Origin of the sequence: Xenorhabdus littoralis (assembly GCF_033949345.1) — a bacterium.
GTDB lineage: Bacteria > Pseudomonadota > Gammaproteobacteria > Enterobacterales > Enterobacteriaceae > Xenorhabdus > Xenorhabdus littoralis.
In genome coordinates, this window is record NZ_VCDP01000039.1 from 14153 (window position 1) to 35408 (window position 21256).

The following is a 21256-nucleotide window of genomic DNA, read 5'->3' on the forward strand; positions in this document are numbered from 1 at the left end:
ATGGAAAACTGGCAATCGCCAGTTTTTTTACATTCATAGATCCTTACTGTGAAACAGTGAACAATAAAATGAGAAGTGAGAAAAAATGACAAAACAAATCATGCTCGTAACACTGTCTTATGAGCCAGCTAACGCTTGTTGGGGTGAAAAAGCATTAATTAGTCCAGGCGAGCAAGGGATCACTATTCATCTGGAAGGCAATGGAAAGTCGGGAGCGATTCAACGTGCGGGACGTAAAATTGATGGTCAGGGAATTCGTAACGTTGCTTTAGTGGGTGATGGCTGGGATTTGGAAAAAAGCTGGTCATTCTGGCTTGGTTTCCGTTCGCCTAAGGGGATGCGCACCATTGAGTGGCCGTCATTACCTGAGGCAGAAAAACAAGAACTAGAAAGAAGAATAAAATTCATTGACTGGGTGCGTGATACCATCAACCTCCCTGCCGAAGATTTAGGGCCGAAGCAGCTCGCTAAGAGAGCCATCGATTTGATGGTTGGTGTAGCGGATGATGCAATTAGCTATCGCATCGTCAAAGGGAACGATTTGTATGAACAGGGTTATATGGGCGTACATACTGTCGGTCGTGGTTCTTCCCGTGACCCTGTTTTCCTCGCATTAGATTTCAACCCGACAAAAGATGAAAAAGCGCCGGTCTTTGCCTGTCTGGTCGGTAAAGGTATTACCTTCGATTCTGGCGGATACAGCATCAAGCCTTCCAATTCTATGGACTCCATGAAATCGGATATGGGGGGGGCTGCGACATTAACGGGAGCATTGGCGCTGGCGATTAGTCGAGGCCTGAAGCACCGCGTAAAACTGTTCCTGTGCATTGCAGATAATATGGTAAGTAGTCATGCCTTTAAATTGGGTGACATCATTCGCTACCGCAATGGTAAAACCGTTGAAGTGATGAATACCGATGCGGAAGGGCGTTTGGTGTTGGCTGATGGTTTGATTGATGCCAATGCAGAAAAAGCATCATTGATCATTGATGCGGCAACCCTGACCGGCGCAGCAAAAACAGCAGTAGGAAACGATTACCACTCTGTACTCAGCTTTGATGATCAGCTGGTATCTGATTTGTTGGCTGCGGCTGATGATGAAAATGAATTGTTCTGGCGTTTACCACTGGCTGAGTTCCATCGTAGTCAGCTGCCATCCAATTTTGCTGATCTGAATAATATTGCTTCATCCTCCCATACTGCGGGAGCTAGTACCGCAGCCGCGTTTTTGTCTCATTTTGTAGAAAACTACAAAAAAGGCTGGATACATATCGACTGTTCAGCAACTTATCGTAAATCAGCCGTTGAACAATGGGCGGCGGGTGCGACAGGATACGGAGTGCGTACCATTGCCAACCTGTTGTTAGCTAAAGCGAAATAAAAGGCAACAGTAACGTTTTCAACATTATCTTTCTTATAGCCTCTCTTATGAGAGGCTATGATTCAATTTTTCAACGCGCTTAACTTTTCAGTTCAAACATTACTGTTCGGAGATTTTCATGAGTTTGTCAAATGGGCCTGTTGCTACCGAAATAACGGTTCCCAGCGGAAGCCGTATCACTCTCAGCCAACCGGAGGAACAGCCGACTCGTCTTATTGAGGCTTTAGTTGATTTATTTAAGCAACATAAACCTGTTCGCCGAGCTTTTCTGGTCATGGCCCATGATAAAAATTTGGATGAAAAACCTAATTTATTAATTGGGTTGGAATTCAGTGACGCTTCTGTAGAAAATGAAATCAATTCGGTGATTCAAGAGGCGGGTGAATTGGCTTGTGAATATCTTGATGAAGATGATTCGGTAGATTTTTGCCTGCTGAATGAAAAAGAAGGAGGGATCAGTCATTATCTCATGCAACATACTCAACCTTTCTATCAGCGAAAATTAGGTAGCTGGCTGCGGGATACAATTCCTGTTATCAATCAATAAACTTCAATCTTTGTGCCAGCTCAAAGAACGTATAACGATTAATTTTTGCCCTATGACCTTCAATGTAATTTATTTGCAATGAGCACATAAATATTGCGAGAAGTCTCGAAAATTTGAAAAAACATAGGGCAAAAATGCAGAGTAAATTTTATTCTGGATGAAAATTTCGTTATGTTTTCTGCGCTTTGGTTATGCAAAATAACACGTATCATAAGTGCCCGTAATGGATTTGCATGACAATATAGCGAAGGCGGAGCAAAAACCATTCTTTTCTATTTCCTTCGTTATATTTTGATTCCTACATCATATGAATATCCATAAAAAATAATATTCCGGGCTAACCGGCAAACAAAAAGGGTTATGGTTATGCTTCAAGGTCAATGTTGGCAAAAGGTGGCAAGGAGAAAGAGATACTTCGCTCTGATGCTGACTTCGTTATTTGCACTATTTATACTGTCTGGGTGTGATCAATCTGAAAATACAGAAAAAACCCAGCCCGAAAGCACAGAACAACGGAATGTCTCATCCTCTCAAAATAATCAAGCAATTGATAATAAGAAATCAGAAAAATCATCGCCTCAATCAACCGAATCAGTCACTGAGGCTGCATCGCAACCTATAGCCGAGCCAGTTACTGAAACCCGGGTTCCTAAATCATCAGCGGAACGCTATGCGGGTAAAGATATCACTATTCTGGATGCTTCCGAATTGCAATTGGATGGCGCGAGCGCAATGGTAGTGACGTTCTCAATTCCTTTGGATCCTGATCAGGATTTTTCACAAAAAGTACATCTCGTTGATGTTAAATCGGGAAAATTAGATGGCGCATGGGAATTGTCCAATAACCAGATGGAACTTCGGTTACGTCATTTACGACCAGCCCGGGAATTACGATTGACGGTTGATGAAGGTGTAAAGGGCATAAATGAACGCCGATTGGCGGGCACCTACGAGAAAAAATTCGTTACAGCACCGATTACACCATCAGTGGGTTTTGCCAGCAAAGGTTTTTTATTGCCCAGCAAGATAGCGGAAGGGTTACCTGTTTTGGCTCTCAATGTTGATCGCGTAGATGTGAATTTTTTCCGCATAAAAGATGAAGCATTACCCATATTCATCTCTAAATGGCGATACAGCAGTAACATGGATTATTGGGAATCCAAGGAATTACTGCAAGAAACGGAATTAGTTTACACAGGCCGTTTTGATCTTAATCCTACTGCCAATACCCGCGAGAAATTATTGCTGCCACTAAACAATATCAAAGAACTGCAAAGAGAGGGGGTTTATCTGGCAGTGATGCAACAAGCGGGAAAATATTCCTACAGCAACCCTATTACACTGTTCACATTGAGCGATATTGGCGTTTCTGCACATAGTTACCTGAACAGAATTGATGTATTCACTCAGTCACTGGAACAAGGCTCCAGCCTGAAAGGTGTTGAGATCCGTTTGTTGGACATAAAAGGCCAACTTTTGTCGAAAGCGACGACGGACGCTGATGGTCACGCATCGCTTGAACGAAATGACAAAGCGAAATTACTACTGGCTACTCAGGATGGACGAACCAGTATGATCGATTTGCATTCTCCGGCTTTGGATCTTTCTGAGTTTGATATCGGTGGCCCACAAGGGTACAGCAAACAGTTTTTTGCCTTTGGCCCGAGGGATCTTTATCGACCGGGCGAAACAGTGATTGTTAATGGTTTATTGCGTGATGCTGATGGTCGTCCGCTAACATCACAGCCAGTTAAAGTGGACGTGCTGAAAGCAGATAATCAAGTGGTTAGCAGTTTTGTCTGGCAAGCTGAAAATGGTCTGTATCAGTATCGTTATCCGATTCCCCGTGAGGCCGAAACGGGAATGTGGTCACTGAGATTTGATTTAGGTGACAACACACCACGTTATTACAAATTTAACGTCGAGGATTTCATACCCGAACGTATGGCATTGGAAATCAAAGGAAACGTTAATGATCAACCCATACTGAAAGATAAGGCGGTTGAATTCGCTATGACAGGCCGTTACCTGTATGGTGCCCCTGCTGCTGAAAATCGTTTGCAAGGACAGTTATTTTTACGTCCTGCCCGTGACGCTGTGGCGAAATTACCGGGATATGAATTTGGTGTTATAGATGAACCTGATTTGCACCGGACATTGAATGAATTTGACATTACCTTAAATAGTGAAGGAAAAGCAGATCTCTTTGTCAGTGAAGATAACTGGAAATCAGTCACCTCTCCCGTAAACGTCATTGTACAGGCCAGCTTGCTTGAATCTGGCGGACGTCCGGTGACACGCCGGGTTGAACAAGCCGTATGGCCCGCTGAAAAACTGGCTGGTGTGCGCCCACTTTTCAATAAGAAATCAATTTATAATTATCGCACTGGTCAGGATGAAAACCGCCATAACGTCGATGAGAATTCACTGGCAGCATTTGAAATAGTTTATGCCGATGCTAAAGGCAAGAAATATGCTACATCAGAATTAAGGGCACGTTTGATATATGAACGCCGTGATTATTATTGGCGTTGGTCAGACAGTGCCGGTTGGGATTCAGATTATAACCAAAAAGATCTGGTGATGGCTGATGAACATATCCAGATTGCCGAAAATGGTACAGCTAAAATCAGTTTTCCTGTTGATTGGGGAACTTATCGCATTGAAATCGTTAACCCTCAAAATCAGCTTGTTACTAGCCTGAATTTCTGGGCGGGTTATTCATGGCAGGATAATACCGGGGGAACAGGCGCTGTTCGTCCGGATCAGGTGAAATTATCACTGGATAAACCCGCCTATAAATCAGGCGAAAAAGTGAAATTGCACATGATGGCACCACAAGCAGGTAAAGGCTATTTGCTGGTGGAATCCAGTGACGGGCCATTGTGGTGGCAGGAAATCGATGTACCGGAAAAAGGTCTGGATATTGAAGTTCCAATAAATCAGGCGTGGACTCGTCATGATTTGTATCTTACTGCCGTTGTTGTTCGTCCGGGAGATAAGTCACGTCAGGCGACGCCTAAGCGGGCAATTGGTGTATTACATTTACCGTTGATGGATGAAGGGCGTAAGTTGAATGTAACCTTAAACGCCCCTGATAAGATCCGCCCGAATCAGGAACTGACGGTAAAAATCAAGGCGACCCCACAACAGGGGAAAGCACTTCCTGAACAAGTCCATGTTCTGCTTGCCGCGGTAGATACAGGGGTATTGAGTATTACTGACTTTAAAACCCCAGATCCTTATGATGCCTTTTTTGGTCGTAAACGTTATGGCGTTGATCAATATGATGTCTATGGCCGTCTGATTGAAGCAGAAGGGCGTCAGGCAAATCTGCGCTTTGGGGGAGATGGTGATGATAGCTCTTCTCGGGGAGGTAAAAAACCACTGACGGAAGTCAAAATCATTGCAGAACAAGCCAAACCAATTACATTGAATGCCAGTGGTGAAGGCGAGATCAGCCTGCCGATACCGGATTTCAATGGAGAACTCCGGCTGATGGCACAAGCATGGAGTGATGATGAATTTGGTCACAGTGAACGTAAACTCATTGTTGCTGCGCCAGTTATCACTCAGATGTCATTACCTCGTTTCATGGCGGGAGGAGATAAATCTCAGTTGTCGTTAGATCTCACCAATTTGACTGAACAATCCCAAGTTTTGACACTGAACTTTGCTGCTGAGGGACTGATTAAATTACAAGGATTGACAAGCAAAAAACTCACACTGGAGAAAGGAAAACGGACAACCGTTCAAATTCCTATTAAAGCCGATTACGGATTTGGGCAAGGTGAAGTGTTCTTGACCGTTGATGGTTTGAATTTGCCTGATGAAAATCTGAAACAGTATAAAAATAGCTGGAAGATAGGTGTTCGTCCCGCTCATCCAGCCAAAACTATTCAGTTTGCTGATGTTATCCGTCAAGGACAAAACTGGCAGTTACCACTGGCGGCTATTTCCGGATTGGTACCAGAAACGTTGGAAGGGCAGTTATTACTGAGTAGTAAGCCACCATTGCAAATCGCTCGTTATATCCGCGAATTGTACGCTTATCCTTACGGCTGTCTGGAACAAACGGTGAGCGGGCTTTATCCATCGCTCTACTCCAATGAAGCTGAATTGAAAAAATTGGGTATCAATACACAAAGTGACGAAAAACGTCGTGCAACCATCGATACAGGGATTACACACTTGTTGAGTATGCAGCGGCATGACGGAAGTTTTTCGCTTTGGAATCGCAATGGAGACGAAGAATTTTGGCTGACTGCCTATGCGACAGATTTTCTGTACCGTGCGACTCAGCAAGGCTACAGCGTGCCTGTTGATGCGCTGAAAACAGCCAATAACCGTTTACTGCGTTATCTACAAGATAGAACCATTATTAGCAGTCGTTACAATGGTTCAAACGCCGCGACACAATTTTCAGTGCAAGCCTATGCAGGGCTGGTTTTGGCTAATCAACAAAAAGCACCGTTAAGTGGATTGAGACAACTTTATGAACGAAAAGCGCAGACAGGAAGTGGTTTGTCTCTGGTTCAGTTGGGCATTGCCCTGAAAACAATGGGGGATAATACCCGTGGTGATGACGCTATTCGTCTGGGGGTGAATAAATCACGTGAACAGGGATACGGATTAGGTGACTATGGCAGCAATATCCGTGATAACGCACTGATTGTTGCCCTGTTGACAGAGCACAATATGTTGCAGAAAGAGCGCGATGATAAGTTAATTAATTTATCCAATGAACTGATAGCTCGTCGTTATTTCTCAACACAGGAAAGTAATTCTCTTTATCTGGCAGGACGTTACTTTATTGGTGCCAGTGAACAACCGTGGAAAGCGGCGATTAATCAGCAAATGCCGCCATTTAACCGCGATAATGCATTGACAGAAATACTGGAAACCAACCAGATTCTGAAAGGTATCGATGTCAGCAACCGTGGTGACAGTACACTCTATTCACGCTTGAATGTAGTTGGCTATCCATTGAATACACCAGAACCTTCTTCAAATGTTCTGAAAATTAAGCGCACTTATTTGGATCTGGAAGGAAACACAACTCACATCGAACGTATGCGAAGTGGTGAAATGGTGGTTGTGAAACTGGAGGTCAGCGCGACTCAGGCTGTGCCGGATGCGTTAGTGGTTGATTTACTGCCAGCCGGGTTGGAGATTGAAAACCAGAATCTGGCAAGTAGTAGCGCCAGTTTGAATGACAGTGCAACAGGTCTGCAAGATTTGATTGAAGCAATGCAAGTCGCAGATATCCGTCACATTGAATACCGTGATGATCGCTTTGTCGCTGCGGTTGCCGTTCCGTCTTATAAACCCGTAACGCTGCTGTATTTAGCCCGCGCGGTTGTACCGGGGGTTTATCAAATACCTGCACCACAGGTTGAATCCATGTATGTTCCTGAATGGCGGGCAGTGGGTACAACCAATCCTGAACTGGAAGTTGTTCGCTAATCATTATCAGCCCCTATCCCTGACGATGGGGGCCTTTCTTTTTGGATACAATTTTTCTGATACAGCTTTTTGGATACGGTTCTAATGAGAAGATTGTCCTTCCGCATTTATCTGCTTATTGTGGCTATTTTGCTGACTTTTCCCGCCATGATGTGGTTGGCGGATAAAATTTGGCCGTTACCCATGCATAACGTCAAAATGGCGCGTGTGGTGGTGGGGGCTGATGGTTCACCGTTGTGGCGTTTTGCTGATAACGAGGGAGTCTGGCGTTATCCCATTACTTTAGATCAGGTTTCACCTGAATATCTTCAGGCATTATTGACCTATGAAGACCGTTGGTTTTACAGACATCCTGGTATTAACCCTGTCTCCTTACTAAGAGCAGCATGGCAGGATATTCGGGCAGGAAAAATAGTATCAGGGGGCAGCACCCTTTCTATGCAAGTTGCCCGATTGATTGATCCGCATTCACGTACTTTCTCAGGAAAATTCAAACAAATTTGGCGTACGCTACAACTGGAATGGCATTATTCGAAAGATGAAATTCTGGAAATGTATCTGAACCGTGCGCCATTTGGCGGAACATTGCAAGGTATTGGCGCAGCAAGTTGGGCTTATTTGGGAAAGTCACCGTCGGAGCTTTCTTCTGGTGAAGCTGCATTATTGACGGTATTGCCACAAGCACCCAGCCGATTGCGGCCAGACCGTTATCCCGAACGGGCACAAGCGGCTCGTGACAAAGTATTGGAGCGGTTGGAACAATATAACGTTTGGTCAGCAAAAAAAGTCGCGGATATCAAGGAAGAAAACTTATGGCTGGCTCCGCGTCAGGTTCCTCATCTTGCACCATTGCTGGCGAGGCGGATGGCGAATGAATATCATCAGGAAGTTCATCAGGAAGTTATTCAGACAACCATTGATACTGGTTTACAGCGTCAGTTGGAAGATATGGCTCTCAACTGGAAATATCAATTAGCGGCCAAAACATCGATTGGAATATTAGTCGTTGATCACACCGATATGGCGGTCAAAGCCTATATTGGTTCGGCTGATTTTCAGGATGACAGTCGCTTTGGGCATGTCGATATGATAGGCGCATGGCGTTCACCCGGTTCTACACTCAAACCTTTTCTGTATGCGATGGCGCTGGATGACGGGCTCATTCATGGCGAATCCTTATTGCAAGATGTTCCCCGTCGTTTTGATGATTACCGCCCGGGTAATTTTGACAGCGGTTTTAATGGGCCTGTGAGTGCCAGTGAAGCATTGGTAAGGTCTTTGAATTTACCGGCGGTACAACTTCTTGAAGCCTATGGTTCTAAACGATTCACTGCCAATTTACACAATGTAGGAACAAGGCTGCGTTTTCCGCTTGGCAGTGAACCGAATTTATCTCTTATTTTAGGGGGAACAGCTACTCGCATGGACGAACTGGTTGCTGCTTACAGCGCTTTTGCCCGTCAAGGCAAGGTGTCCCCACTGCGTTTTACGCCCGGGCAGAAAGTGCGGGATAGGCAATTGTTTTCTGCTGGGGCTGCCTGGATAGTCAGAAGGATAATGGCTGGTGAGGAACGTCCTCAACCCGATAATATTTTACCTGCTGAAGTACCGCTGGCATGGAAAACAGGCACTAGTTATGGTTATCGTGACGCGTGGGCGATTGGTCTGAATGCACGTTATACCATCGGAGTTTGGATTGGCAGACCAGACGGTACACCTGTTGTCGGGCAATTTGGTTATGCCACAGCGATCCCTATTATGAATCAGATCAACGGATTGTTGATGGGAAATCTACGCCATGGGTCAATGCGTATACCTGTTGATCCACGCCCATCCAGTGTCAGTCAGGCAACCATTTGCTGGCCAAGCGGAACCATGTCGTTTCAGGAAAATAGATCTCAGGAAAATAGATCTCAAGAAAATCACTTCCAAGAAAACAACAATTGCCGCCAGCATCGCTTGAGCTGGATTTTGGACAATACCATCCCACCAACATTACCCGCCGCCGGGCAGGAGGGAATTTCAGGGATCAACGAACGGATATGGCTTGATAATAATGGCTTGCGTGTTGCCCCTGACTGCCTTGATGCCAAGCCTGAAACAGTGAGTTTATGGCCAATTGCGTTGGAAGCATGGCTACCCGCTAAAGAACGGCGGGCAAATCGACTCCCTCCCATTAATCAGCAATGTCCACCCATGAAAATGGATGAGGCACCACTGTTGATTATTGGTGTTCGTGAAGGGGATGTATTGAAACGAATTCCGGGTAAAAAGACGTTGGATCTGCGACTTGCAACACAAGGCGGAAGTGGTCAGCAATGGTGGTTTTTGAATGGTGAACTGATTGTGGTGACAAAAAATAATCAGTCATGGATCCACGCATTATCACAACCGGGTAAATATCAGCTTACTGTCTTGGATCTGAGTGGGCAAATCAGCTCAATCAATTTTTTGTTGAGATAATTACTGTTTTACGATAAAAAATTATTGTTAAACAATAATTATGGACTATAATTCGATCACATTTAACCCACAGGCTGATAAGCATGACGCACTCTGAAAAACTTACACGAATGACGACAATCAGTTTAGTGATGTCCCGATTATCGCTATTCATTATCATCATTATAATGGCGATTAATATTCTGAGTTGGTTGGAACCAAAACTCATTCTGGAAAAATATGGATTGGGTTTTTTGTTGACCGAGAGAATACTATCTCATTTTATTGAAGAAACATTGAGTACATGGAAATTAACCGGAGGGATATTGATATCGACGATACCACTTTTACCGTTGGTTGGTAGCTTCTGGGCCTTTCATCGATTGTTTGGCAATTACAGAAAAGGTGATTACTTTTCTAAGAATACTGTTAAATATCTGGAATATGTAGGTTGGGGAGTCATTTTATGGGGGACTCTGGATATTCTCTGTGAGCCTCTATTAACACTGTGGTTAACAATCGGCGCGCCAGTAGGTGAGCGCTTTGTCTCATTGAGTATTACTACTGGTCATTTTGTCGCTATTTTCATTTCAGTTTGTCTGGCTATCATTTCGCGTATCCTTTACCAAGCATGTGATATATACGAAGAAAATCAGAGCATTATATAGGGGATACCGTGGCAATTTTTATGAATCTGGATGTGATTATGGCAAAAAGGAAGATTAAATCCAAAGCGTTAGCACAGGCCATCGGTATTACTGAACAGAACCTTTCTCTGCTGAAAACAGGAAAAGTTAAGGGAATTCGATTTTCTACCTTAAATGCTATTTGCCAATATTTAGATTGCCAACCTGGCGATATATTAGAGTTCAAAGATGATGAATAGTTTATTTAATCATTAAGTTGCACGGGGTGTTAATTAAACGCAAACATATACAGTGAGGAAAAAAATGAAAATTTTTTCATATGCTTTACTGTTGGGCGCATTTTATATTCCTGCTACATTTGCTGATACGTCAGCGACAGACATTAATCGTAAAATAGTGCCGCAAGGATCTTCTCATCAAGGAGTGTTGCGAAAATGCACAGATTTATTACCTGCGGAACATAAATATACTATCAGTATTATTGGAACATCGGATAAACGGTCCCAAAATTCCAATGACCAATTTACAGGGAAATTTGAAATTTCTGATGAAACTAAACAGCCATTAAACAAAGAAAGGGAAAAAGAAGTTAAGCCTTTTATCCAATGCGTAATAGCGACTGTTTTATAATTGTTCTTTTTTAAGATAAAAACACCAATTCAATGATCTTGGTCAGAATGCCTGTTTGGGATTTAATCGCCTGAATGGGCATTATTTTATAGAATGAAAGGAAGGGAGAATGAACTGACTGAGCAAAAATGTGATTTATGCTAAAAAATGATAATTTTCGCTAAGAAAGTTTTAATGAAATGTTATGTTTTTTGTAGGCAAGCAGAAAGTCTCCTCCTATAATCAACGCCTATTTTTATTCTGGCTAGATACAGAATCGATTTGCTCCTCTGTTTTACTTAGGAGCATTAAAATTAAAATGAATCATCGCTGAAAGTGCCAAAGAGGTTATCCAATGACAATTGAACGTACTTTTTCCATTATTAAACCCAACGCAGTAAAAAAAGATGTTATCGGCTCTATCTATGCGCGTTTTGAAAGTGCAGGGTTTAAAATTATTGCTGCCAAAATGCTGCATTTGACTCGTGAGCAAGCGGAAGGTTTTTATGCTGAACACAAAGGCCGCCCTTTCTTTGATGGTCTGGTAGAGTTCATGACCTCTGGACCAATCACGGTACAGGTTCTGGAAGGTGAAAATGCAGTTCAGCGTCATCGTGACCTGATGGGTGCAACCAACCCAGATAACGCACTGGCAGGTACTCTGCGTGCAGACTATGCTGACAGCTTTACTGAAAATGCTGTCCACGGCTCAGATTCCATTGAATCCGCAAACCGTGAAATTGCTTACTTTTTCAGTGATGATGAAGTTTTCCCTCGCTACTGATTACTAAGTTACTCATAGCATCTAAACCGTAAAGTTTGTACAATGTTACGCCCCGCTGAATTGACTCAGCGGGGCGTTTATTATTTTATTTTAATGTTCGTTCGATATTAATGATATTTACTATCGCTGGAATGAGCATTGAACAGGCAGTCACCGCATGAAAACTTAGTGCTGAAATAAAGTCAGCACAGAGCCGAAAGTGTAACAACGAGGCGATGTAAAAATGTCCCAACTTAATGAAACCGTATCACCTTCAACCCCCGCTGTATCTGTCACTTCTGAAAAGAAAAACGGTAAAATCAACCTACTCGACCTTAGCCGTAAACAAATGCGTCAATTTTTTGTCGATATGGGAGAAAAGCCTTTTCGTGCCGATCAGGTCATGAAATGGATGTACCATTATTGCTATGACGATTTTGAGCAGATGACAGATATCAATAAAGTGCTCAGGGCGAAATTGCAACAAGTTGCTGAAATTAAAGCACCGGAAGTTGCAGAAGAGCAACGCTCCTCTGATGGCACGATCAAATGGGCTATTACTGTCGGTGATCAGCAGGTTGAAACGGTTTATATCCCAGAAGATGAACGCGCGACACTGTGTGTTTCATCTCAGGTGGGATGTGCTTTAGAGTGTAAATTCTGTTCTACTGCCCAACAAGGTTTCAATCGTAACCTGCGGGTATCTGAAATTATTGGTCAGGTCTGGCGTGCCGCGAAAATTATTGGTTCGCTGAAATCCAGTGGTCGTCGTCCCATCACTAACGTCGTGATGATGGGAATGGGAGAACCATTGCTCAATTTGAACAATGTCGTACCTGCAATGGAAATCATGATGGATGATTTCGGTTTTGGCCTGTCAAAACGCCGAGTGACATTGTCGACGTCTGGTGTTGTTCCTGCACTGGATAAATTGGGTGATATGATTGACGTCGCACTGGCGATTTCCCTGCATGCACCTACCGATGATATTCGTGATGACATTGTACCGATTAACCGTAAATACAACATTGAAGAGTTCTTGGCAGGCGTTCGTCGTTATCTGGCAAAATCCAATGCTAATCAGGGACGTGTCACCGTAGAGTACGTCATGCTTGATCACGTCAATGACAGTGTTGAACAGGCGCATCAATTGGCGGAATGTTTGAAAGACACGCCGAGCAAGATCAACTTAATCCCATGGAATCCGTTCCCGGGCGCACCTTATGGACGCAGCTCCAATAGCCGCATTGATCGTTTCTCTAAAGTTCTGATGGAACATGGTTTTACCACCATTGTGCGTAAAACGAGAGGGGATGATATTGATGCTGCATGTGGGCAGCTTGCCGGCGATGTGATTGACAGAACAAAACGTACAATGAAAAAACGTCTGACAGGTGAACCAATTCAGGTAAAAACAGTCTAATTTTTTGTTTAATATCGATTAATGGTTAAAAATCTGGCGAAGTTTGACATATCCTTATAAATGAAAATGCTATGATACGGAAATCAATAATTTGGTCTATAGTTTGTCTTGGCCTGTTAACAGGTTGTGCGGAACACTCAACGCGCCGCACTCATCAGGTTGTTGCCATAGATACACGATTACAGCTAGGGAAGGCTTATTTAGCAGAGCGGAATTTGCTGGCTGCTAAATATCATTTCCAGAAGGTTTTACTGGCTGAGCCTCGTCATCCGGAGGCTCATCTGGGTATGGCGCTGCATGAACAATATGCAGGTCAACCAGAAACCGCCAGCCAGCATTATAGAATGGCCATGCAGTATGCAGCAGGAAGTGATACTGTAATACGTCATTATTATTATGTTTTCCTCTGTGAACAAAAACAGGATGAAGAAGCTAGAAAATTGGTCATGGAAAGTATGGAAAGCAGCATAAACAGTTACACTTGTGGTCGGTGATTTTCTGAGTTCGACCGTTTTTTTATGGCTACATTTTTTGTGTGATACCGAGTAATTAGATGATTTCGCTGCACAAATTAAGTTAGATACCTTACTAATTTAATTTGCGTAAATTCTTTAACCCAGAACAGTACCAGTGTCCTTAGCTAATGAAGACTGAAACTTATCCAGAAGAAGCCAATCTGACAGCCGGTCAGATTCTGCGCCAAGCCCGTGAAAAACTTGAGCTTTCTCAGCAAATTGTGGCAGATCGCTTGTGTCTAAAATTGTCCACTGTTCGTGATATTGAAGAAGATAATGTCCCGTCAAATATCGCACCGACGTTCTTTCGTGGATATATTCGTGCTTATGCGAAACTTGTCCAAGTGCCTGAATCTGTAATTCTGAGCACTTTGGATGAGCAAATGCCAGCCAAAATGATAAAAACATCTCCGATGCAAAGTTTTTCAGCGGGGAAAAAACGCAAGAAGCGTGATGGTTGGTTAATGAAGTTAACGTGGGTTGTCATCATTATGTTATTGGGGATGACAGGTCTCTGGTGGTGGCAGAACTACAAAGCACAGCAAACAGAGCTGTCGTCAATGGCCGAACAATCTAGCGCCCGGATTGCCCAGACTCATGGCGATGAGAATGATGTGGGAAACTCAGCAGCAGCGGCTGATAAAGTGTCCCCTAAAGGAAATCAGTCTGTAGTGGTTTCTCAAGAACAGGCGAAACAAGGGGAAAGCACAGGCGCAGACAGCAATGCTCCGGTGACTTCCAATGCGCCAGTGTCGACGACACAGCCTAAAACCGTACCATTACCCGCTAATCAATCGACAGCGAATACAGTTGCAGAAAATACCGCGTCTGCCATCAATACAGGCACAACCAATTCTGTATCCGCAAATGCAGGATCAAATCCGGTTGTTAGCCCGTCGTCGTCTGATGTGGATAGTATCAATACCGTGAGCAACAATGAGTTATTAATGAATTTCAGCGGGAAATGCTGGTTATTAATCAAAGATGCTAAAGGTAAGATATTATTCAGTGGCATGAAAAATAAGGGCGATAGTCTGAAACTTTCTGGTGTATTACCTTACTCACTGAATATTGGTGCACCTGCCCGTGTGAACGTGCAATTCCAAGGTAAACCTGTGGATTTGAGTACCTTCATTAAGAAGGGTGTTTCTGCCAAACTGACACTGAAATAAACTCTTTAACGGCTTTTGGCGAACATTGAATCAGAATTCATGTTCGCCTGTGTGTATTATTTATCACAGAGTGTATTATTCACCACAGCATAGTTGTAATTTTTGTAAACAAAATACAGGGATGTAGGGGAGTAATGTAAAAAATGCATAATGAATCACCGATAAAAAGACGTAAATCTACGCGTATTTATGTCGGTAATGTGCCCGTAGGGGATGGTGCACCTATTGCGGTGCAATCAATGACCAATACACGGACAACTGATGTCGAAGCTACGGTTAATCAAATCAGGGCATTAGAGCGCGTGGGTGTTGATATTGTTCGTGTCTCTGTTCCAACGATGGATGCGGCTGAGGCGTTCAAATCTATCAAGCAGCAGGTTAATACTCCTCTTGTTGCCGATATTCATTTCGATTATCGCATTGCATTGAAGGTAGCGGAATATGGTGTTGATTGCCTGCGTATTAATCCCGGTAATATCGGTAATGAAGAGCGTATCCGCCAAGTTGTCGATTGCGCCCGTCACAATAACATTCCGATTCGCATAGGGGTCAATGGCGGTTCGCTGGAAAAAGATCTACAGGAAAAATATGGTGAACCAACACCAGAAGCGTTGGTTGAATCAGCTATGCGCCATGTAGATATTCTTGATCGCCTTAACTTTGATCAATTCAAGGTGAGCGTTAAAGCATCGGACGTTTTTTTGGCCGTTGGCGCTTATCGCTTACTGGCGCAGAAAATTGATCAACCCCTGCATCTGGGAATTACCGAAGCCGGTGGTGCGCGAGCAGGTGCGGTTAAATCCTCAATAGGCCTTGGCATTTTGTTGTCTGAAGGGATTGGTGATACGTTGCGCATCTCTTTGGCAGCAGACCCTGTGGAAGAAGTTAAAGTTGGTTTTGATATCCTGAAATCACTGCGTATTCGTTCAAGAGGCATTAACTTTATTGCCTGTCCGACTTGCTCGCGTCAGGAATTTGACGTCATCGGTACAGTCAATGCGCTCGAACAGCGCCTTGAAGATTTAATTACACCAATGGATGTTTCCATCATCGGTTGTGTGGTAAACGGCCCGGGAGAAGCGGAAGTCTCAACCATCGGTGTGACGGGTGCGAAAACAAAAAGCGGCTTTTATGAAGATGGTATTCGTCAGAGAGAGCGCCTTGATAATAAAAATTTGATTGATCAACTTGAAGCGAAGATCCGGGCCAAGGCTACGATCCTTGATGCCAACAACCGGATTAGCGTCAATCAGCTTGATGAGTAACATACCTGATGCCGACACATGCTATCATGCGCCGGCATAGGCTTCGTATCTATTAGGAATATAAGTACATAAGTTGCTGATTGAACCTTTCAAGTATTCGCTTTTATAATCGACGCCATTGTTGAAATATTAATAAGAGATAAAACGTGACAAAAAATATCCCAGCTATTCGTGGCATGAACGACTGCCTTCCTGCCGAAACGGCCATCTGGCAACGAGTTGAATCTACGTTGAAGCGTGTGTTGTCAGGTTATGGTTTCAGCGAAATTCGGACACCGATTGTAGAGCAGACCCCGTTATTCAAACGTGCAATTGGGGAAGTAACCGATGTTGTCGAAAAAGAGATGTACACTTTTGATGACCGCAATGGCGAAAGCTTGACCCTGCGCCCGGAAGGTACTGCAGGATGTGTCCGCGCCGGTATCCAGCATGGTCTGCTGTACAATCAGGAACAGCGTTTATGGTACATCGGACAGATGTTCCGTTATGAGCGCCCACAAAAAGGCCGTTATCGTCAATTTCATCAGCTGGGTGCAGAAGTGTTCGGCCTGCAAGGGCCGGATATTGATGCTGAAATCATTTTAATGACAGCGCGTTGGTGGCGTGAGTTGGGTATTTTTGACCATGTTACGCTTGAACTGAACTCCATCGGTTCACTGGAAGCCCGTGAAAATTACCGTGAAGCATTGGTAGCGTTTCTGGAACAGCATAAAGAGAAGTTGGACGAAGACTGCCTGCGTCGTATGTATACCAACCCGTTACGTGTATTGGATTCCAAAAATCCTGAAATTCAGCAACTTCTTAATGATGCTCCGGAACTCTTTGATTATCTTGATGCCGAATCAAAAGAACATTTTGATGGTCTGTGCCAGATCCTCGATAGCGTGGGTATCAAATATCGCCTTAACCAGCGTTTGGTTCGCGGCCTTGATTACTACAACCGTACCGTCTTTGAATGGGTAACATCTGCATTGGGTGCACAGGGAACGGTCTGTGCAGGCGGGCGTTACGATGGTCTGGTTGAACAATTGGGCGGCAAAGCAACACCGGCTGTTGGTTTTGCGATGGGCATGGAGCGCATGGTTCTGTTAGTGCAGGAAGTCAATCCTGACTTTGTTGCGGATCTGACAGTCGCTGATGTTTATCTTTCTTCCTTTGGTGAAGGAAGTCAGCAAGCAGCATTGATTCTGGCAGAGAAAATCCGCGATCAACTACCTGAATTACGTCTGATGACTAATCATGGCGGCGGTAACTTTAAGAAACAATTGACTCGTGCAGGTAAGCATGGAGCCAAAATAGCCTTGATCCTTGGAGAAGATGAAATTCAGGCTGGCAATATTACGGTGAAAGATTTACGTAATGGTGAACAAGAAACGTTGCCACAACAAACGATTGCAGTGCGTTTGAGCGAACTGTTAGGCTAAGGAGAGAGACTCTGTGCAAGTCTATACCACTGAAACTGAACAAGTTGACGCGATAAAGCGTTTTTTCACCACTAACGGTAAATATATTGCCGTTGGCTTGGTTATGGGCATTGGTGCACTGATTGGCTGGCGTTACTGGCAGACTCATCAGACAAATCAATTGCATGAGACGGCAGCGGTATTTGAGAATTTGAACAAATCCCTGGCGTCAGATTCAAAAGAAAGCGTTGAAGCGGTGGAAAAGTTCGCTAACGAAACGAATAATATCTACGGCGTGATGGCTGAGCTGGAACTGGCAAAACATGCAATTAAGCAGAATGATCTGGCTCCGGCAGAGAAAAACTTGCTAGCGGCATCCGGCAAAGCGAAAGATGAAGATATGCAGGCACTTTCGAATCTTCGCCTGTCCCGGGTTCAATTGGCAGAAGATAAAACGGATGCTGCATTGAAAACGCTGGAACAAGTTAAAGGCAAAGGTTGGCAGATTGTAGTCGAGGATATCCGTGGAGATATTCTGGCGAAAAAAGGGGATATTGCAGGTGCTCGTGCGGCGTATTCCAAAGGGCTTGAGTTGAATGGCATTCAAGCAATGAAAGATCTCATCCAAATTAAACTTAATAATTTATCCAACTAAGGGAGTCAACTTCTAATGCAACTGCGAAAAACACTCTTGGTTGGGTTGGTTGCTTCTGTTCTGCTGGCTGGTTGTTCAAGCGAACAGGATACGGTAACAATGTCACCGTTGCCGAAGGTTGAAAATCAATTCAATCCTCGTGCTGTTTGGGATAAATCTGTTGGAAGTGGCATTGGGAGCTATTATTCTCATTTGTCACCTGCTTGGCAGGGATCAACAGTTTATGTCGCTGACCGTAGCGGTGTTATCAAAGCCTTCGATATAGATAGTGGCAAAGAGCTGTGGGCAACCGATTTGTCGGAAAAAGCGGGTCTTCTGTCCTCCCGCCTGCCAGCATTACTTTCTGGTGGTCTGACTGTTTCCGGTGATCGTCTCTACGTCGGGACGGAAAAGGCAAAAGTCATTGCACTGGATACGGCTAACGGTAATATCGAATGGGAATCAACAGTTGCGGGTGAAGCCTTATCACGGCCTGTAGTGAGTGAAGGCCTTGTTCTGATTCACACTGGCAACGGTATGTTGCAGGCATTGAATGAAGCTGATGGTGCTGTTGCTTGGTCAGTTAATATGGATACGCCTCCGTTATCAGTGCGCGGTGAATCTGCTCCGGCTGTGGCTTATGGCGCAGCAGTTGTCGGTGGTGACAATGGCCGCATCAGTGCTGTTCTGCTTTCTCAAGGTCAGTTGATTTGGCAACAACGCATTTCTCAGGCGAGCGGTACGACTGAAATAGATCGCTTGAATGATGTTGATATGACCCCGGTTATTTCTAACAATGTCATTTATGCCATTGCCTATAACGGTAATTTAGTGGCAATGGATATGCGCTCTGGTCAGATTATCTGGAAACGTGATTTAGGTTCCGTGAATGATATGGTTGTTACTGATGACAATATTTTCATTGTTGATCAAGATGATCGTATTCTATCCTTGCGCAAGAGCGATGGAATTACATTGTGGGCGCAAAGTGATCTCCTGCACCGTAACCTGACTGCACCAGAAATGTATAATGGTTATCTGGTTGTCGGAGATGGTGAAGGTTACCTGCATTGGTTGAATATGGCTGATGGCAAATTTATGGCTCAACATAAGGTTGATGGTTCTGGCCTGTTGAGTCGTCCGGTTGTTGCCAGTGATAAACTAATGGTACAAGCGAAGGACGGGACAGTTTATCTGTATACCCGCTAATTCCAGAATGTGTTTTAACGCTATACGTACATAACGTTATACGTAGTAACACAAATTATACGGCTCCTGTGCTGACAGTAACAGGGGCCGTTTCGTCTTTTTAGTATCTTGTTGTAGTGAATGACATTGACTGTAGTGAATAGCATTGATTGTAGTGAACAACATTGAATGGGTCACTTCCAGCAGGATATCGATTTAAATTTAGTCATGAGGCATCAAAAATGATACCTGTTGTTGCGCTGGTTGGACGTCCCAATGTCGGAAAATCCACCTTATTTAACCGCTTAACCCGAACCAGAGATGCGTTGGTAGCGGATTTCCCTGGCTTAACCCGTGATCGCAAATATGGACGGGCAGAAGTTGAAGGGCAGGAGTTCATCATCATTGATACCGGAGGTATCGATGGTACGGAGGAAGACGGCGTAGAAACACATATGGCTGCGCAGTCTCTGATGGCTATTGAAGAAGCCGATATCGTTCTATTTATGGTTGATGCCAGATCAGGACTGATGCCATCAGATCACGCGATTGCCAAACATCTACGTAGCCGTGAAAAAGCAACCTTCTTGGTCGCGAATAAGACCGATGGTATTGATATTGATACTTCCATCGCTGAATTCTATGGATTGGGGCTGGGTGATGTTTATTCCATCGCTGCTTCTCATGGTCGTGGGGTAACACAGCTTATTGAGCGTGTATTACTGCCTTTCTCCGATAAAGAAGAAACAGAAGAGGTTGAACTCACAGAAGAAGAAGCCAATGCGGCTTATTGGGCTGAGCTGGAGCAAGCTGAACTGGATAAATCTGCTGAAGAGGAAGAAGAGGAAGCATTTGATCCGACTACTCTGCCGCTGAAACTTGCGATTGTTGGCCGCCCAAATGTGGGTAAATCTACATTAACCAACCGAATTCTGGGAGAAGAGCGTGTTGTTGTTTATGATATGCCGGGCACAACTCGCGACAGTATTTACATCCCCATGGAACGTGATGGTCGTGAATATATCCTGATTGATACCGCGGGTGTTCGCAAACGCGGTAAGGTAACTGAGACAGTTGAAAAATTCTCCGTTATTAAAACACTTCAGGCGATTGAAGATGCCAATGTTGTGTTGCTGGTGGTCGATGCCCGCGAAGGTATTTCTGATCAGGATCTTTCCCTGCTTGGTTTTATTCTTAACAGCGGTCGTTCTCTGGTCATTGCCGTCAACAAATGGGATGGTATGAGTCAGGAAAACAGAGATCACGTTAAAGATATGTTGGATCTGCGATTGGGCTTTGTCGATTTTGCCCGTGTTCACTTCATTTCTGCATTGCATGGTAGTGGTGTTGGTAATTTGTTTGAGTCAATTTTGGAAGCTTATGAAAGCGCGACTCGTCGTGTTAACACTTCCTTACTGACTCGTATCATGCGCATGGCAGAAGATGATCACCAGCCACCCATGATCCGTGGCCGCAGGGTTAAAATGAAATACGCTCATGCAGGGGGACATAACCCACCTATCGTAGTGATTCATGGTAATCAGGTAACAAGCTTACCGGATTCTTATAAGCGTTATTTGATGAACTACTTCCGCCGCTCTTTAAAAGTGATGGGGACACCGATTCGTATTCAATTTAAAGAAGGTGCTAATCCTTACGCAAACAAGAAAAATACGTTAACGACAACTCAGCTCCGTAAACGTAAACGTTTAATGGAGCATTTGAAGAAACGTTAATAATCTAAATAATACTGAAATAAAGAAAGGGCTAAATTTAGCCCTTTTTTATTTATGGCTTTAGC

At 44.0% G+C, this 21256-nt stretch carries 16 protein-coding genes; all 16 read left to right on the plus strand.

Features of this window, described 5'->3' with window-relative positions; genetic code table 11:
• Positions 1-85 precede the first annotated feature (85 nt).
• Positions 86-1381 carry an aminopeptidase PepB gene (gene pepB / locus FE394_RS11455; protein ID WP_319926521.1) on the plus strand — a complete coding sequence of 432 codons (1296 nt, stop codon included), beginning with the start codon at positions 86-88 and terminating at the stop codon, positions 1379-1381.
• A gap of 118 nt (positions 1382-1499) precedes the next feature.
• Positions 1500-1928 (plus strand): enhanced serine sensitivity protein SseB C-terminal domain-containing protein, encoded by a 429-nt coding sequence (locus tag FE394_RS11460; RefSeq protein ID WP_319926522.1) that lies wholly within the window; start codon positions 1500-1502, stop codon positions 1926-1928.
• 366 nt (positions 1929-2294) lie between these two features.
• A complete protein-coding gene (locus tag FE394_RS11465) occupies positions 2295-7394 on the plus strand; it encodes an alpha-2-macroglobulin family protein (RefSeq protein WP_319926523.1) in 5100 nt (1699 codons plus the stop codon).
• Positions 7395-7478: 84 nt separating this feature from the next.
• The gene (pbpC, locus tag FE394_RS11470; protein ID WP_319926524.1) at positions 7479-9857 is read left to right on the plus strand and encodes a peptidoglycan glycosyltransferase PbpC; all 2379 of its coding nucleotides are present in this window, start codon (positions 7479-7481) and stop codon (positions 9855-9857) included.
• A gap of 83 nt (positions 9858-9940) precedes the next feature.
• Positions 9941-10504, plus strand: coding sequence for a DUF2975 domain-containing protein (locus FE394_RS11475; protein WP_319926525.1), 564 nt, complete (start codon positions 9941-9943; stop codon positions 10502-10504).
• Between the two features lie 20 nt (positions 10505-10524).
• Positions 10525-10722, plus strand: coding sequence for a helix-turn-helix domain-containing protein (locus tag FE394_RS11480; RefSeq protein WP_319938763.1), 198 nt, complete (start codon positions 10525-10527; stop codon positions 10720-10722).
• A 64-nt stretch (positions 10723-10786) separates the two neighbouring features.
• Positions 10787-11113 carry a hypothetical protein gene (locus tag FE394_RS11485; protein WP_319926527.1) on the plus strand — a complete coding sequence of 109 codons (327 nt, stop codon included), beginning with the start codon at positions 10787-10789 and terminating at the stop codon, positions 11111-11113.
• Positions 11114-11447: 334 nt separating this feature from the next.
• A complete protein-coding gene (gene ndk / locus FE394_RS11490; protein ID WP_319926528.1) occupies positions 11448-11876 on the plus strand; it encodes a nucleoside-diphosphate kinase in 429 nt (142 codons plus the stop codon).
• Between the two features lie 223 nt (positions 11877-12099).
• Positions 12100-13278 carry a dual-specificity RNA methyltransferase RlmN gene (gene rlmN / locus FE394_RS11495; RefSeq protein WP_319926529.1) on the plus strand — a complete coding sequence of 393 codons (1179 nt, stop codon included), beginning with the start codon at positions 12100-12102 and terminating at the stop codon, positions 13276-13278.
• Positions 13279-13349: 71 nt separating this feature from the next.
• Positions 13350-13772: a fimbrial assembly protein gene (locus FE394_RS11500; protein WP_319926530.1), complete on the plus strand. Its 423-nt coding sequence runs from the start codon at positions 13350-13352 to the stop codon at positions 13770-13772.
• 149 nt (positions 13773-13921) lie between these two features.
• Complete coding sequence (gene rodZ / locus FE394_RS11505; protein ID WP_319926531.1) at positions 13922-14965, plus strand: cytoskeleton protein RodZ; 1044 nt, start codon at positions 13922-13924, stop codon at positions 14963-14965.
• A gap of 143 nt (positions 14966-15108) precedes the next feature.
• Positions 15109-16230 carry a flavodoxin-dependent (E)-4-hydroxy-3-methylbut-2-enyl-diphosphate synthase gene (gene ispG, locus FE394_RS11510; protein WP_319926532.1) on the plus strand — a complete coding sequence of 374 codons (1122 nt, stop codon included), beginning with the start codon at positions 15109-15111 and terminating at the stop codon, positions 16228-16230.
• Between the two features lie 146 nt (positions 16231-16376).
• Positions 16377-17654, plus strand: coding sequence for a histidine--tRNA ligase (hisS, locus tag FE394_RS11515; protein ID WP_319926533.1), 1278 nt, complete (start codon positions 16377-16379; stop codon positions 17652-17654).
• Positions 17655-17667: 13 nt separating this feature from the next.
• Positions 17668-18288, plus strand: coding sequence for a YfgM family protein (locus FE394_RS11520; protein WP_319926534.1), 621 nt, complete (start codon positions 17668-17670; stop codon positions 18286-18288).
• Between the two features lie 15 nt (positions 18289-18303).
• A complete protein-coding gene (gene bamB / locus FE394_RS11525) occupies positions 18304-19476 on the plus strand; it encodes an outer membrane protein assembly factor BamB (protein WP_319926535.1) in 1173 nt (390 codons plus the stop codon).
• A gap of 221 nt (positions 19477-19697) precedes the next feature.
• Positions 19698-21191 carry a ribosome biogenesis GTPase Der gene (der, locus tag FE394_RS11530; RefSeq protein WP_319926536.1) on the plus strand — a complete coding sequence of 498 codons (1494 nt, stop codon included), beginning with the start codon at positions 19698-19700 and terminating at the stop codon, positions 21189-21191.
• Positions 21192-21256 lie beyond the last annotated feature (65 nt).

Excerpts from the sequence above, each read along its gene's own strand:
- pepB (WP_319926521.1), top strand. The coding sequence starts at position 86 with ATGACAAAACAAATCATGCTCGTAACACTGTCTTATGAGCCAGCTAAC.
- FE394_RS11460 (WP_319926522.1), top strand. The coding sequence starts at position 1,500 with ATGAGTTTGTCAAATGGGCCTGTTGCTACCGAAATAACGGTTCCCAGC.
- FE394_RS11465 (WP_319926523.1), top strand. The coding sequence starts at position 2,295 with ATGCTTCAAGGTCAATGTTGGCAAAAGGTGGCAAGGAGAAAGAGATAC.
- pbpC (WP_319926524.1), top strand. The coding sequence starts at position 7,479 with ATGAGAAGATTGTCCTTCCGCATTTATCTGCTTATTGTGGCTATTTTG.
- FE394_RS11475 (WP_319926525.1), top strand. The coding sequence starts at position 9,941 with ATGACGCACTCTGAAAAACTTACACGAATGACGACAATCAGTTTAGTG.
- FE394_RS11480 (WP_319938763.1), top strand. The coding sequence starts at position 10,525 with ATGAATCTGGATGTGATTATGGCAAAAAGGAAGATTAAATCCAAAGCG.
- FE394_RS11485 (WP_319926527.1), top strand. The coding sequence starts at position 10,787 with ATGAAAATTTTTTCATATGCTTTACTGTTGGGCGCATTTTATATTCCT.
- ndk (WP_319926528.1), top strand. The coding sequence starts at position 11,448 with ATGACAATTGAACGTACTTTTTCCATTATTAAACCCAACGCAGTAAAA.
- rlmN (WP_319926529.1), top strand. The coding sequence starts at position 12,100 with ATGTCCCAACTTAATGAAACCGTATCACCTTCAACCCCCGCTGTATCT.
- FE394_RS11500 (WP_319926530.1), top strand. The coding sequence starts at position 13,350 with ATGATACGGAAATCAATAATTTGGTCTATAGTTTGTCTTGGCCTGTTA.
- rodZ (WP_319926531.1), top strand. The coding sequence starts at position 13,922 with ATGAAGACTGAAACTTATCCAGAAGAAGCCAATCTGACAGCCGGTCAG.
- ispG (WP_319926532.1), top strand. The coding sequence starts at position 15,109 with ATGCATAATGAATCACCGATAAAAAGACGTAAATCTACGCGTATTTAT.
- bamB (WP_319926535.1), top strand. The coding sequence starts at position 18,304 with ATGCAACTGCGAAAAACACTCTTGGTTGGGTTGGTTGCTTCTGTTCTG.
- der (WP_319926536.1), top strand. The coding sequence starts at position 19,698 with ATGATACCTGTTGTTGCGCTGGTTGGACGTCCCAATGTCGGAAAATCC.